This is a genomic window from Streptomyces sp. MUM 2J, assembly GCF_022414535.1.
GTDB lineage: Bacteria > Actinomycetota > Actinomycetes > Streptomycetales > Streptomycetaceae > Streptomyces.
This window is the reverse complement of the sequence record NZ_JADWYM010000015.1, coordinates 74,244-88,090: the sequence shown is the minus strand read 5'-3', so window position 1 is coordinate 88,090 and position 13,847 is coordinate 74,244. Positions and strand designations below refer to the sequence as shown.

Annotated in this window: 10 protein-coding genes and 2 pseudogenes; 9 read left to right on the top strand and 3 right to left on the bottom strand. The window is 73.5% G+C overall.

The genetic code is table 11. The annotated features are described in order from the left end of the window. The first annotated feature begins 55 nt into the window (after nt 1-55). Entirely contained in the window at nt 56-475 is a 420-nt protein-coding gene (gene panD, locus I3F54_RS15475) for an aspartate 1-decarboxylase (RefSeq protein WP_240119325.1), read from the top strand. A gap of 27 nt (nt 476-502) precedes the next feature. Next, nucleotides 503-850 carry a GNAT family N-acetyltransferase gene (locus I3F54_RS15470; RefSeq protein WP_240119324.1) on the top strand — a complete coding sequence of 116 codons (348 nt, stop codon included), beginning with the start codon at nt 503-505 and terminating at the stop codon, nt 848-850. 814 nt (nt 851-1,664) lie between these two features. Here the strand turns inward: I3F54_RS15470 and gndA are convergent. Further along, complete coding sequence (gene gndA / locus I3F54_RS15465) at nt 1,665-3,104, bottom strand: NADP-dependent phosphogluconate dehydrogenase (protein ID WP_240119323.1); 1,440 nt, start codon at nt 3,102-3,104, stop codon at nt 1,665-1,667. On the opposite strand from gndA, the pseudogene I3F54_RS32535 reads away from it, so the two are divergent. Together I3F54_RS32535 and I3F54_RS32530 are read left to right on the top strand one after the other, a co-directional pair. Then, nucleotides 3,061-3,900, top strand: a pseudogene (locus tag I3F54_RS32535) (transglycosylase family protein); the annotation flags it as partial. The gene gndA and the pseudogene I3F54_RS32535 overlap by 44 nt on opposite strands. Nucleotides 3,901-4,047: 147 nt before the next feature. After that, nucleotides 4,048-4,821, top strand: a pseudogene (locus I3F54_RS32530) (peptidoglycan DD-metalloendopeptidase family protein); the annotation flags it as partial. On the opposite strand, the gene I3F54_RS15455 reads toward I3F54_RS32530, so the two are convergent. Beyond that, entirely contained in the window at nt 4,811-6,085 is a 1,275-nt protein-coding gene (locus tag I3F54_RS15455; protein WP_240119321.1) for a DMT family transporter, read from the bottom strand. The pseudogene I3F54_RS32530 and the gene I3F54_RS15455 overlap by 11 nt on opposite strands. 208 nt (nt 6,086-6,293) lie before the next feature. Between I3F54_RS15455 and I3F54_RS15450 the strand changes: the two genes are divergently transcribed. The 5 genes from I3F54_RS15450 (at nt 6,294) to I3F54_RS15430 (ending at nt 12,940) form a co-directional block, all read left to right on the top strand. Beyond that, complete coding sequence (locus I3F54_RS15450) at nt 6,294-7,043, top strand: (2Fe-2S)-binding protein (RefSeq protein WP_240119379.1); 750 nt, start codon at nt 6,294-6,296, stop codon at nt 7,041-7,043. 39 nt (nt 7,044-7,082) lie between these two features. Continuing rightward, a complete protein-coding gene (glgA, locus tag I3F54_RS15445; RefSeq protein ID WP_240119320.1) occupies nt 7,083-8,234 on the top strand; it encodes a glycogen synthase in 1,152 nt (383 codons plus the stop codon). A gap of 51 nt (nt 8,235-8,285) precedes the next feature. Continuing rightward, nucleotides 8,286-9,506: a glucose-1-phosphate adenylyltransferase gene (gene glgC, locus I3F54_RS15440; protein ID WP_240119319.1), complete on the top strand. Its 1,221-nt coding sequence runs from the start codon at nt 8,286-8,288 to the stop codon at nt 9,504-9,506. 496 nt (nt 9,507-10,002) lie between these two features. Next, nucleotides 10,003-11,334, top strand: a complete 1,332-nt coding sequence (locus I3F54_RS15435; RefSeq protein ID WP_240119318.1) for a wax ester/triacylglycerol synthase family O-acyltransferase — start codon at nt 10,003-10,005, stop codon at nt 11,332-11,334. Nucleotides 11,335-11,437: 103 nt separating this feature from the next. Then, nucleotides 11,438-12,940, top strand: coding sequence for an SDR family NAD(P)-dependent oxidoreductase (locus I3F54_RS15430; protein WP_240119317.1), 1,503 nt, complete (start codon nt 11,438-11,440; stop codon nt 12,938-12,940). 51 nt (nt 12,941-12,991) lie between these two features. Here I3F54_RS15430 and I3F54_RS15425 read toward each other — a convergent pair whose 3' ends face one another. Continuing rightward, the gene (locus tag I3F54_RS15425) at nt 12,992-13,441 is read right to left on the bottom strand and encodes a hypothetical protein (protein ID WP_240119316.1); all 450 of its coding nucleotides are present in this window, start codon (nt 13,439-13,441) and stop codon (nt 12,992-12,994) included. Between the last annotated feature and the right edge of the window lie 406 nt (nt 13,442-13,847).

The window sequence follows — 13,847 nt, the reverse complement described above, 5'->3', positions numbered from 1 at the left end:
ATCGCCCTTGACCTGCAAAAACGCAGGCAGGGAGCCTATGTCCAGGAGTACCTCGATGATGCGAACAATGTTCAAGTCCAAGATCCACCGGGCCACCGTCACCCAGGCCGACCTGCACTACGTGGGATCGGTGACCATCGACGCCGATCTGCTGGACGCCGCCGATCTGCTGCCCGGCGAGCTGGTGCACATCGTGGACATCACCAACGGTGCCCGCCTGGAGACGTACGTCATCGAGGGCGAGCGCGGCTCGGGCGTGATCGGCATCAACGGCGCCGCCGCCCACCTCGTCCACCCCGGCGACCTCGTGATCATCATCAGCTACGCTCAGGTCACCGACGCCGAGGCGCGGGCGCTGAAGCCCAGGATCGTGCACGTGGACCGCGGCAACCGGATCCTGGCCCTCGGCGCCGACCCGTCCGAGCCGGTACCCGGCTCGGACCAGGAGCGCAGCCCGCAGGCGGTCTCGGGCTGACAGGACCGACGGACCAGGAGCGTGCCCGTGAGCGACGTCGGGATTCGGGACGACCGGGCGGCCGGCAGACTCGAAGCACTGGGTGGGCGGGGCGAGGTCGTCGGCCGCATCGAGTACTTCGTCCTGGAGTCTCCGCGGCGCACCCTGGTCCCGGTGCACACCGTCGTCGAGCCCGCCCAGAAGGGCCGGGGCATCGCCGGCTCGCTGGCCCGGGAACTGTACGACATGTCGGCCCGTGAGCAGGTCCCGGTCGCGCCGCTGTGTCCGTACGTCGTCGAGTGGGCCGCCCGCCACCCCGAGGAGGCCCCCCGGGCCGACCCCGAGCTGCTGCGTGCGGCGAAGGCCTGGCTCGCCGCCCACCCCGGGCGCTTCTGAGGGCCCGGAGCTGTCCGGGAGGGGCAGGACCCTGCGCCCACCCGGCCGTGTGCGGTGGCTCCCTCGGGTGACTGGCCGCACGGCACCCGGGTAGGCGGGGGAGTAGTCCAGAGCCAAGGTCGCCCCGCCGGCTGGAGGACACCATGACACACTCCGTCCCGGACCCCGTGCACCCGGAACCTCCCCCGCCCCCGGCACCGCCCGGCCCGGTGCCGCAGCCTCCGCCGAGTCCGAGTCCGCCGGGTCCCGTGCCGCAGCCTCCGCCCGGACCGGTGCCGCAGCCTCCGCCGAGTCCGAGTCCGCCGGGTCCCGTGCCGCAGCCCCCGCCCGGCCCGGTGCCGCAGCCTCCGCCGAGTCCGAGTCCGCCGGGTCCCGTGCCGCAGCCTCCGCCGAGCCCCGTGCCGCAGCCCCCGCCCGGTCCCGTCCCCGAGCCCGACCCCTCACCGATCCCGCCGGGTCCGGAGCCGGTGCCGAACCCGGAGCCCGGGCCGCCGCTCAGCTGAGCCGCGTACACCGGGCCCGCACCTGGTTCGCCGTGTGCCGGGCCGTACCCGGGTCCTGTATCCGGGCCGCCGTACACCGGGCCGTACCCCGCGTGCGTACGGCGGCCGGTCGGCGACGCCGTGGTGCCCGGCGGGTGGCCCCGGACGAGCCGCCCGCCCGCCGGGCGGGCGCGGTGCCCAGCGGGTCGGGGGCTGCCTGCTGCCGATCCGCAGCAGGCAGCCCCCGAAACGGGGCGCGGGGAACCACGCCCGGGCGTGACTGCGCCGCGGACCACCGACGGCGCGTCGCGGCACTTCCAGCGGGGAGCCCCTTAGGCCGAGACCTCCGAGCGGTCGCCGCCCCACAGCGTGTGGAACGAGCCGTCACGGTCGACGCGGCGGTAGGTGTGCGCCCCGAAGAAGTCCCGCTGCCCCTGGGTGAGGGCGGCGGGCAGGCGCTCGGCGCGCAGGGCGTCGTAGTAGGCCAGGGCCGCCGCGAAACCGGGGGTGGGCACGCCCTGGCGGGTCGCGGCGATCAGCACCTCGCGCCAGTCGTCCTGGGCGTCGGCGATCTCCTGCGCGAAGGTCTCGTCGGACAGCAGGCTCGGCAGGTCCGGGCGCGCGTCGTACGCGGCGCGGATGCGGTCCAGGAACGCGGCGCGGATGATGCAGCCGCCCCGCCAGATCGACGAGACGGCACCCAGGTCGATGTCCCAGCCGTACTCCTCGCTGCCCGCGGCGATCTCGTGGAAGCCCTGCGTGTACGACACGATCTTCGAGGCGTACAGCGCCTGCTCCACCCGGTCCGCGAACGCCGCGGCCTCGTCGCCGCTCAGCGCGGACGCCCGGGGGCCGGCCAGGCCGCGGGAGGCGTCCCGCAGTGCCGCGTGCCCGGAGAGCGAGCGGGCGAACACGGCCTCGGCGATGCCCGACACCGGCACACCGAGGTCGAGGGCGATCTGGACGGTCCAGCGGCCCGTGCCCTTCTGCTCGGCCTGGTCGACCACCACGTCCACGAACGGCCGGCCCGTCGCCGCGTCCACGTGCGACAGCACCTCGGCCGTGATCTCGATGAGGTACGAGTCCAGCCGGCCGGTGTTCCACCTCCGGAAGATCTCGGCGATCTGTGCGGGGGAGTACCCGGCGACGTCGCGCAGCAGCTGGTACGCCTCACCGATCAGCTGCATGTCGGCGTACTCGATGCCGTTGTGCACCATCTTCACGAAGTGCCCGGCGCCGTCGGGGCCGACGTGGGTCACGCAGGGCGCCCCGTCCGCCGCCTTCGCGGAGACCTTCTCCAGCATCGGGCCCAGCGAGTCGTACGACTCCGTCGAGCCGCCCGGCATGATGCTCGGCCCGTGCAGGGCGCCCTCCTCACCGCCGGAGATACCGGTGCCGACGAAGTGGATGCCCTGCTCGCGCAGTTCCCGCTCCCGGCGCCGGGTGTCGGCGAAGTGCGCGTTGCCGCCGTCGATGATCATGTCGCCGGGTTCCAGGAGGGGTGCGAACTCCTGGATCACCGCGTCCGTCGGCGCACCGGCCTTGACCATGATCACCAGTCGCCGGGGGCGCTCCAGCGCCGCCACGAACTCCTTCGCGGTCTCGGCCGGGACGAAGGTCCCCTCCTGCCCGAACTCCTCGACGAGCGCGTGCGTGCGCGCCGCGGTGCGGTTGTGCACCGCCACGGTGTAGCCGTTGCGGGCGAAGTTGCGGGCGAGGTTGCGGCCCATGACCGCCAGACCCGTGACGCCGATCTGCGCTGAAGTGCTCATACCGCCTGCTCCTTGGGGATCCCGTGGATCCCGCGATCGAAGGTGGATCTTGAAATATGGATCTCGGAAGGTGGATCTGTATCGGCTGCTGCCGTCGAGTATCGGTCCTGCGGTCCGGTGCCAAGGCGCCGGCCGGCTGTCGGTGGTCCTGGTCCTGGTGGCTCGTCGTGGATCGGTGTTCTGTCGGTCGTGCATCGATGGTGCCGGTCGTGCCCGGTGGTGGTGGCCGTGCTGCCGCCGTGCGCCGGCGTCGTCCGTCGTGCGCCCTCCGGTGTCGTCCTCCGGCGACCATCCTGACGTGCGGCTACGGGGGGCGCACAGCGGACCCGCCGGATCTCAGTACGCACCGGAACGGCCCAGTGCCTCAAGCCGGGCCGAGGTTCCGGCCAAGGAGCGCCGATTACAGGCCACTTGGTGCGTGTGTGCGTCCGATTGTCTTCTTGTCATGGCCTGTTCGCGGCACTTACTTTTGGCCCTCCTGACGCAAGGCGAGGGGGCTTCAGACATGGCCGTACGCGGCCGGCACCGCCGGTACCAGCCGAACAGGATCAACCGCGCCTCACTCACCGTCACCGCGGGCGGTGCCGGGATGGCGCTGCCCCTCATCGGCGCAGGTGCCGCCCACGCCGCGGACGCCGGAACCTGGGAGAAGGTCGCCGCCTGCGAGTCCAGCGGCGACTGGGGCATCAACACCGGCAACGGATTCTACGGCGGACTCCAGTTCACCGAGTCCACCTGGGAGGAGTACGGCGGCACCCGGTACGCGCCCCGCGCCGACCTGGCGACCAGGGACGAGCAGATCGCCGTCGCCGAGAGGGTCCTGGACGGGCAAGGGCCCGGCGCCTGGCCGGCGTGCTCGGTGCGGGCCGGACTGACCCGGGACGGCGGCACGCCCGGTGTCCGCCCGGACGGGGCGCCCGGCAGGGCGGCGGGCGTCTCCGCGAGCTCCGTGCGCGACGTCCAGCCGCAGACCACGCCCCAGTCGCGCGCCGGCAGGGCGGAGATGTACACCGTCGTACACGGCGACACGTTGTCCGGAATCGCCTCCACCCAGCACGTCCGCGGCGGCTGGCAACGGCTGTACGACGCCAACCGGGAGACGATCGGGGCCGACCCCGACCTGATCCTGCCCGGTCAGCGGCTGGACCTGGCGGGCCGCACCGGCTCGGCGCCCGCCGCGGACCGCGCCGCCGGGTCCCGCCCGGAGAAGACCTCGCCGTCACGGCAGCAGAAGGCCCCGCCGAAGAGCGGCGCGTCGGCGTCGAAGAAGCAGAGCGGGAGCAGCACGCGCAGGAGCACGACGGGCGGGCACGCACGCGTCGCCCCGGTCAGCGGCGGTGCCGTCGGTACGCCGTACCGCGCCGCGGGCTCGTCGTGGTCGAAGGGCTACCACACCGGGGTCGACTTTCCCGTGCCCACCGGCACCTCGGTGAAGGCCGTCGCGCCCGGCACGGTCGTCGACGCCGGCTGGGGCGGCTCGTTCGGCTACCAGGTGGTGATCCGGCACGCGGACGGGCGCTACACGCAGTACGCGCACCTGTCCGCGATCTCGGTGCGGGAAGGACAGGCGGTGGGCGGGGGACAGCGCATCGGGCGCTCGGGTTCCACGGGCAACAGCACAGGCCCGCATCTGCACTTCGAGGTGCGGACGGGGCCCGGCTTCGGTTCCGACGTGGACCCGCTGGCCTACCTGCGCGCCGGCGGGGTCAGGATTTGACACGCGTGCGGTGGCGGTCCAGGACGGCCACCGCCACGAACGGCGCGCCGTAGAAGGGGCCGAACACCAGCGCGGGCGGAGCGTCGTCGTGCCCGGCGGACCTCGGATTGCCGGAGGGCGACGGACGGTCGGGCGCGGACGGTGGCGGCGGGCCGGGCGTCTGCGCGGCAGCCGGGACGGGGGTCTCCTCGTCCGGCGCCGTGGCGGGTTGCCGGGGGACGGCCGGAAGGGCCGGTTGCCCTCCGGGGCCCGCCTGTGCGGCGGCCGCCGTGAGCGACAGCCCCGCGCGGCGTTCCGGCGCGGCCGGCTCCCCGCCCACCGCCGGTGGTCCCTCGGCGCCCGCGAGCGCGGCGTCACCGGGCGTCGGCGGCAGCCCTCCGGGGGCCGCGGCCACCGGGACTCCGGCCGGTGACGGGCGCGTGCCGGGTGCCGGCGTCCGCTGGATGCGCTCGGTGGTCAGCAGGATCAGGCCGCCTGCCGCGACGACCCCGCAGCCGAGGGCGAGGACGGTGCCCGTCGTGCCGTGGCGGAAGGTTTCGCCGAACATCGTGATACCCACGGCCGCCGCCACGACCGGGTTGACGACCGTCAGCGTCGCCAGCGGGGCCGCCAGCCCGCCGTCCCGGTACGAGGCCTGGGACAGCAGTACGCCCGCCGAGGCGAACACACCGATCACGGCCAGCGAGGGCACGTCCGCGACGGCGGCGCCACCGGTCCAGTCGACGGCGACGGTCTTGGTGAACACCGAGGCCATGCCGAACGCGATGCCGGAGGCGGCGGCCAGCAGGACGCTGCGTACCGCCGGATGCCGGTGCGCAGCCCGGCCGGCAGCCATCAGCGCCGCGACCGCGGCACCCGTGGCCAGGGCCGCGCCCACCCGCTGCGAGGCGCTCAGCGACTGCGCGCCGGCCGCGCCGACCAGTGACAGCAGACCGGCGAGGCCCACCGTCGCCATGACGGCGCCCCGCCAGGCGGCCGCCCCGGCCCTGCGGCGCACGAACAGCGCCGCCATGGGCAGAGCGAACACGATCGTCAGCGCGCCGAGCGGCTGGACCAGGCTGAGAGGGCCGTACGCCAGGGCCAGCACGTGGAGCAGCCCGCCGAGTCCGTTCAGCGCCACCGCCGCCCACCAGGCCGGCCGCCGCACCGGTGCGAACTGTGCACCGGGGGAGGACAGCGCGACCTGCTCCTGCACGATCGCCCCGGCCGCGTAGGCGACGGCGGAGACCAGCGACAGCAACACGGACAACGCGAGGGCGCTCATCGGCGGCTCCTCTGCGTCAGGCGGGGGCCCAGGACCCGGCGCGTCGAACGGTCGACTCTCATACACAACACGATGCCCTCTCGCGGTGTTCCCGTCGTCGTACCTGAGCACGCAATAGGTCCTACTGCCGATGGAGTACGCCGTGCCGACCGTCCTCCCCCGGGCGGGCGACCTCCGCAGGGGCCCCTGGTCCCGCCTACGGCCGGGCTTGGTACTACTGCCCGTCGTGGACCTCGACCCCGATCTCGCAGCCCTCCGTCCGCTCGGCGGCTTCTTCCTCCTGCGCACGACCGGAGCCCCGCCCGCCCGTCTGCCCACCCTCGCCCGGGTGTACGAGGGAGAAACATCGGATGTTTACGGAGATCCACTCACTTTCCGCGTCGGCAAGGTGGCCGCCGGAATCCGGGCCGCCGAGGTGCGGGTCGCCGCGTCGGTGGCCCACCTCGGCCTCGCCGCCCGGCTGTGGTCCGTCGCCCTCGGATGCGCCGTGCTCTACGACTGCCTCCCCGACCTCGACCCGCGGATGCTGCACTGGGACCCGGACGGCAGCGCCCCCGGCGAACTGCATGCGGCGGCCGTGTGCCCGCGGCCCGTGGAAGGCCTGGCGGCCCAGATCGTCGACGGGCACCTCGTGCCCCTGGAGGCCGCCCTGCGAACCCGGTACCGCCTCGCACCGGGCCTGCTGCGCGGCAACGCCGCCTCCGCGCTCGCGGGCGCCGCCGGGCAACTGGACCGATGGGCGCGGGCCGCAGGCCGCGCCGACCGGGCGGAACGGGCCCGCGCCCTGGCCGCCGGCCTGCTCCGCCACCCCCGTCTCGCGGGGGCCGGCACCCTCACCGGCACGGCCTTCCGGCGCCGCAGCTGCTGCCTGTACTACCGGGTGCCCGGAGGCGGCGTGTGCGGCGACTGTTGCTTCGCCAGGCCCCCACGCTCTTCCCCGGGCGCCTCATCTGGGTGACCATGAGGGGGAACGGCCGCCGAGCACAGGGGGTTGCGGGTGCGAGTGGGACTGCTGACCCGGGAGTACCCCCCGGACGTGTACGGCGGGGCGGGCGTCCATGTCGAGTTCCTCGCCCGCGAGCTGCGGCCCCTGGTCGACCTCGCCGTGCACTGCTGGGGCGAGGGCCGCACCGACGGGGTGCTGCGCCACCGCCCCTGGTCCGGCCTCGACGGCGCCAACGACGCCCTGCGCACCTTCTCCGTCGACCTCGCCATGGCCGCCGCGCTCCAGGGCCGCGAAGTGGTCCACTCGCACACCTGGTACGCCAACCTGGGCGGCCACCTCGCCAAACTCCTGCACGGCATCCCGCACGTGATGACGGCCCACTCGCTGGAGCCGCTGCGCCCGTGGAAGGCCGAGCAGCTCGGCGGCGGGTACGCGCTCTCCGGCTGGGCCGAGCGCACCGCGATCGAAGCGGCCGACGCGGTGATCGCCGTCTCCGGCGCGATGCGCGAGGACATCCTCGCCTGCTACCCGGCGCTGGAGGCGGACCGCGTGCACATCGTGCACAACGGCATCGACACCACCCTGTACCGCCCCGACCCCGGCACGGAGGCTCTGGCCCGCACCGGCATCGACCCGGACCGTCCCTACGTGCTGTTCGTCGGCCGCATCACCCGCCAGAAGGGCGTCGACCACCTGCTGCGCGCGGTGCGCGGCATCGACCCGGCGGCGCAGGTCGTCCTGTGTGCGGGTGCCCCGGACACGCCCGAGATCGACCGCGAGTTCCGCGCCCTGTTCGAGGAGCTGAGCCGTACCCGCGACGGTGTCTTCTGGATCCCGCGGATGCTCCCGCGTCCCGACGTGATCCAGCTGCTCACGCACGCGGCCGTGTTCGTCTGCCCCTCCGTGTACGAACCCCTCGGCATCGTCAACCTGGAGGCGATGGCGTGCGGCACCCCCGTCGTGGCCTCCCGGGTCGGCGGCATCCCCGAGGTCGTCGAGGACGGCCGTACCGGGGTACTCGTCACCGTGGACGACGACTTCGAGACAGGTCTCGCCCGGGCGCTGGACGCGATGGTCGGCGACCCGGGGACCGCCCGGCGGATGGGCGGGGCCGGGCGGGAGCGAGCGGTGGGCGAGTTCGGCTGGGACGCCGTGGCCCGGCGCACCGTGCGGCTCTACGAGGAGATCCTGAAACAGGCTTAGCCGGCCCTGCTCAGGGGCAGGCATGGGGCAATCATGGTGAGGGGAGCAGCCATGCGGCGTGGTGGAGCTTCGGTGCTGGGCATCGTGCTGGCGGGCGGAGAGGGCAAGCGTCTGATGCCCCTCACCACGGACCGCGCGAAACCGGCGGTCACCTTCGGCGGCACCTACCGCCTGGTCGACTTCGTCCTGTCGAACCTGGTCAACGGCGACATCCGGCGCATCTGCGTGCTCACCCAGTACAAGTCGCACTCGCTGGACCGCCACATCACCACCACCTGGCGCATGTCCAGCCTGCTCGGCAACTACATCACGCCGGTCCCGGCCCAGCAGCGGCTGGGCCCGCGCTGGTACCTGGGCAGCGCCGACGCCATCCTCCAGTCGCTGAACCTGATCCACGACGAGCAGCCCGAGTACGTCGCCGTCTTCGGCGCCGACCACGTCTACCGCATGGACCCGCGCCAGATGCTCGCCCAGCACGTCGACAGCGGCGCCGGCGTGACGGTGGCCGGCATCCGGGTGCCGCGCACCGAGTCCGCGGCCTTCGGGGTGATCACGCCGGGCTCGGACGGGCAGGCGGTCGAGGGGTTCCTGGAGAAGCCGGCGGACCCGCCCGGCCTCGCCGACGACCCGGAACGGGTGTTCGCCTCGATGGGCAACTACGTCTTCAGCACCAAGGCCCTGGTCGAGGCCCTCCAGCGGGACGCGGAGGATGCCGAGTCCGTCCACGACATGGGCGGTTCGATCCTTCCCCAGCTCACCGAACGGGGCGAGGCGGCGCTGTACGACTTCAGCGACAACCACGTGCCCGGCGAGACCAGCCGCGACCAGGGCTACTGGCGGGACGTCGGCACCCTCGACGCCTACTACGACGCCCACATGGACCTCATCGCCGAGCGGCCCGCCTTCAACCTCTACAACCGCAGCTGGCCCATCTACACCCACTCCGGCCAGCTCTCCCCGGCCCGTTTCAACGCCGGTGGCATCGCCAGCGAGTCGATCATCAGCGCGGGCTGTCTGATCCGGGGGCAGGTCACCCGCTCCGTCCTGTCACCGGGCGTCGTCGTCGACCCCGGTGCGGTCGTCCAGGGCTCGGTCCTGCACGACAACGTCCACGTCGGCCGCGGCGCGGTCGTCCGCGGTGCCGTCCTGGACAAGAACGTCGAGGTGCCCTCCGGCGCGACGATCGGCGTCAATCCGGAGCGCGACGCCGCGTTGTACACGGTCTCCAAGAACGGCGTGATCGCACTGGGCAAGGGCCAGCAGGTGTCGTAGCCACCCCGCGCCCGCTCCCCGCGCGAGGGGTTTCCAGGGGCCGGGCCCCGCCGGCGTTCGACGTCCGCTGCCGTGCCGGGTGGGACGCGTGCCGCCCGGCGGACGCCGGTGCCCTGAGCCGTCCGGCCGTGGCGGGGCACCCCCGCTCAGGTGACACATCGTCCGGGGCGCGGGTCGTGCCCTGCTGCGTACGGGGTACCCCGAGCGGCGGTCGGGTGGGTCGGCGGCACGCTCGCCGCCCAACTTCCGGCGTCTGCCCGGGAAGCGGGGCGGCATGGGGTTCTTGCTGCTCACAGCCACGGCGACGGCGCGGACGACTCTCGCATCTCCTCCTCCCGAGAGCCCCCGCCGTCCCCTGGGCCGCCCCGTGCCCCACCTCTCCCGATGCGGCCGGGCTTCATCTGATGTTAACTGTGCGTGGTCTGATCGTACTTGACCGTAATCGCCGAGAGGCGGTTGACTGTTGGCTCACCCGTCGCCGACGCGAGGCAAGCCCTTGACTTCTGACCCGCTCGCACCGCTCGATCTGGCGTTCTGGAACATCGAGTCCGCCGAGCACCCCATGCACCTCGGTGCGCTCGGGGTCTTCTCGGCCTCCTCGCCCACGGCCGGCGCCCATGCCGCCGACCTCCTGGCAGCCCGTGCCGCCGGCGTGCCCGGACTGCGCATGCGCATCCGCGACACCTGGCAGCCGCTACGGCCGCCGCTCGGCTTCGGTGGCGCCACCCGCGAACCGGATCCCGCCTTCGACCCCCTCAGGCACGTCCGCCTGCACGCCCCCGCCGCCGACTTCCACGCTGCCGCGGGCCGGCTCATGGAAGGGCCCCTGAACCGCGCCCGGCCACCGTGGGAGGCGCATGTGCTGCCCGGCGCGGACGGCGACTGCTTCGCCGTGCTGTTCAAGTTCCACCACGCCCTCGCCGACGGGCTGCGCGCTCTCGGCCTGGCCGCCGCGATCCTCGATCCGGTCGACCTGCCCGCCCGGCGCCCCCGGCCCCCGGAGCCGCGGCGCGGCCTGCTGCCCGAGGTGCGCCGGCTGCCCGAACTGGTGCGCGGCGCGCTGTCGGACGCCGGCCGGGCCCTGGACATCGGCACCTCCGTCGCCGTGTCCACGCTCGGCACCCGTGCCATCCCGGCGCTCACCGCCGAACCCACCGGCACCCGCCGCACCGCCGGGGTCGTCCTCGACCTCGACGACGTGCACGTGGTCCGCAAGGTCGTCGGCGGCACCGTCAACGACGTGCTGATCGCGGTCGTCGCGGGCGCCCTGCGCCGCTGGCTCGACGAGCGGGGCGACGGCAGCGAGGGCGTCACGCCCCGCGCCCTGATCCCGGTCTCCAAGCGACGCCCGCGCACCGCGCACCCGCAGGGCAACCGGCTCTCCGGCTACCTGATACAGCTGCCCGTCGGCGACCCCGACCCGCTCGGCCGGCTCGCCGCGGTGCGCACCGCGATGGACCGCAACAAGGACGCCGGACCCAACCGGGGCGCCGGTGCCGTCGCTCTGCTCGCCGACCACGTGCCCGCCCTCGGCCACCGGCTCGGGGGGCCGCTGGTCGGGCAGGCTGCCCGGCTCTGGTTCGACATCCTGGTCACCAGCGTGCCGCTGCCCAGCCTCGGCCTGAAGCTCGGCGGCAACCCCCTCGCGGCCGTCTACCCCCTCGCCCCGCTCGCCCGTGGCCAGTCCCTCGCGGTCGCCGTGTCGACCTACCGCGGCCGCGTGCACTACGGTCTCGTCGCCGACGCCCGCGCCGTGCCCGACCTCGACCGGCTGGCGACGGCCCTGGAACAGGAGGTGGAGACCCTGCTCACAGTGTGCGCCGACTGACCGCCACCGGTTTGGACGCCGGCCGCGGGGCTTCGTAGAATGCCGCGTTCGCAAGCGAGCGCGGTCGGAGCGCCGCGACGGGATTCCAGGGAACGGCAGCGCGATGACGGTGACTGAGGACGGCTCGGCGACGACGAGTGACGTGCCCGAGGAGTCGTACGGTCCCGGCATCGACCCCGAGCGCCTGGCCGTCTGCCTGAGCGTGCTGGAGGAACTCGACACGCTGGACGTCGACCACCCGGACGCCGTCCGGGTCCGGCGGGCCACCTCCCACATCTACCGCACGGTCAAGCAGCGCCGCCGGCAGGAGCGCCGCGCCGCCAAGACCGCGCACGACCGTGCCGTCACCGAGGCCACCGCCACGGGCTCCGCGCAGCGCATCGACGACGAGACCGAGGGACTGCTGCCCACCTCGCAGGTCCGGGCCGGGCACATCGCGGGCATACTCCAGCGCCCGCGCTCCTGCTACACCTGCAAGACCCGCTACGTCGAGGTCGACCACTTCTACCACCAGCTCTGCCAGGACTGCGCCGCCGAGAACCGGACCAGGCGCGAGGCGCGCGCCGACCTCACCGGCAAGCGCGCCCTGCTCACCGGCGGGCGCGCCAAGATCGGCATGTACATCGCGCTGCGGCTGCTGCGCGACGGCGCCCACACGACGGTCACCACCCGCTTCCCCAAGGACGCCATCCGCCGCTTCAAGGCCATGGACGACTCGGCGGACTGGCTGCACCGCCTGGAGGTCGTCGGCATCGACCTGCGCGACCCCGCCCAGGCCGTCGCCCTCGCCGACCAGGTAGCCGGGGCGGGCCCGCTCGACATCCTCGTCAACAACGCGACGCAGACCGTGCGCCGCCTGCCCTCCGCCTACGCCGCCCTGGTCGAGGGCGAGAGCGCCCCCCTGCCCGCCGGGGAGCTGCCCGCCCACCAGGTCATCGGCGCCTTCAACTCCGGCGCGGTCGACGGCCTGGCCGCACTGCCCGTGGGCACCAGCGGCCTCGACGCGCAGAAGGTCGCCGACCTCGCCCTGGTCGCCGGCCACGCCAGCGTCGCCCGGCACCTGGAGGGCACCGCCATCGACGCGGGCGGCCTCGTCCCCGACGTCGTCGAGACCAACACCTGGGTCCAGACCATCGAGCAGATCTCGCCGGTGGAGCTCCTGGAGACCCAGCTGTGCAACTACACCGCCCCGTTCATCCTGATCAGCAAGCTCCGCCCGGCCATGGCCGAGGCCGCGCGCAGGGCGGAGAGCAAGCGGGCCTACGTCGTCAACGTCTCCGCCATGGAGGGCGTCTTCGACCGTGGCTACAAGGGCGCGGGCCACCCCAACACCAACGCCGCCAAGGCCGCCATCAACATGGTGACGCGGACCAGCGCGCAGGAGATGTTCGACACCGACAACATCCTCATGACCTCGGTCGACACCGGCTGGATCACCGACGAGCGCCCCCACTACGACAAGCTTCGCCTCGCCGAGGCCGGCTTCCACGCCCCGCTCGACCTGGTCGACGGTGCGGCCCGCGTCTACGACCCGATCGTGCGCGGCGAGGCGGGCGAGGACCTGTACGGCGTCTTCCTGAAGGACTACGCGCCGGGCAGGTGGTGACACCGGGCCGCGTGGGGCGGCCGGGACGCCGGTGCGCTCGGGGCCGGGGCGTCAGTCGACGGCGCCCAGCCGGGAGTTGCGTGCCGCCAGCAACTCCAGCACGGTGCGCCAGTCCTCCAGCACCCCGGCGTCGAACCAGGCCGAGCGGCTCTCCTCCTCGGCGTGCCGGAGGCTGAGGACATCGTCGTCGGCCGGCCCGCCGTGCCAGGGATACCGGCGCACCAGGCCCGCGACCCGTTCGCCGAGCAGACCGCGCACCGCGTCGGCCGCCCGGTCGGCCCCTCCGCGCGCCTCTCCCGGCTGCAGCAGCCGCCCGATCGGCTGCACCAGGGCCGTCACCTGGAGTTCCTTGTCCGCAGGGCGGCTTCGGCGCAGCAGCGCGGCACTCCGCAGCGCGAGGTCGTGCCGGTCGACGACCTCGCCGCCGGGCACGGGCGTGTCCGTGACGCCCTGGCAGGCGTACAGCAGGTCCATCAGCTCCTCGACGCTGCGCAGCTCCATGCGTCAGTCCTCCCGCGAGACAGCCGTTGCGGTGCACCAGCAGATCATGGCGACCTTGCGAGTCGGCCAACGGGGCCTGAACGAGGTGACGATGTACCGCCGATGACGTAGCCCTCGTCGAAGGACCGTGGGGGAATGTAGGCCGTTGGGGTGATGTACAAAAGGCGTATGACGCCATGAAAGGGTTCAATTCCCTGGCAGGACATACGGGTGACTTGCCATGGTTACCCCAAATCTTGCAGCCCCATCGAGCGCACCCCCGCTCATTTGGTTAACCTGTGTCCGACGGACAGCAGTACGGGGTCCCACCCACACCCACGGTCCGTCATGGGACAAGCCGGTCCACCACGACCAGCTCTCCACACGAGTTGCCGGCGCCACCGCGTCCGAACCGCTTCGAGACAGA

Bases quoted from the DNA above. Each gene is read 5' to 3' on its own strand.
- gndA (WP_240119323.1), bottom strand. From the start codon at position 3,104: ATGAGCACTTCAGCGCAGATCGGCGTCACGGGTCTGGCGGTCATGGGC.
- glgC (WP_240119319.1), top strand. From the start codon at position 8,286: ATGCGGCGTGGTGGAGCTTCGGTGCTGGGCATCGTGCTGGCGGGCGGA.
- panD (WP_240119325.1), top strand. From the start codon at position 56: ATGATGCGAACAATGTTCAAGTCCAAGATCCACCGGGCCACCGTCACC.
- I3F54_RS15455 (WP_240119321.1), bottom strand. From the start codon at position 6,085: ATGAGCGCCCTCGCGTTGTCCGTGTTGCTGTCGCTGGTCTCCGCCGTC.
- I3F54_RS15425 (WP_240119316.1), bottom strand. From the start codon at position 13,441: ATGGAGCTGCGCAGCGTCGAGGAGCTGATGGACCTGCTGTACGCCTGC.
- I3F54_RS15430 (WP_240119317.1), top strand. From the start codon at position 11,438: ATGACGGTGACTGAGGACGGCTCGGCGACGACGAGTGACGTGCCCGAG.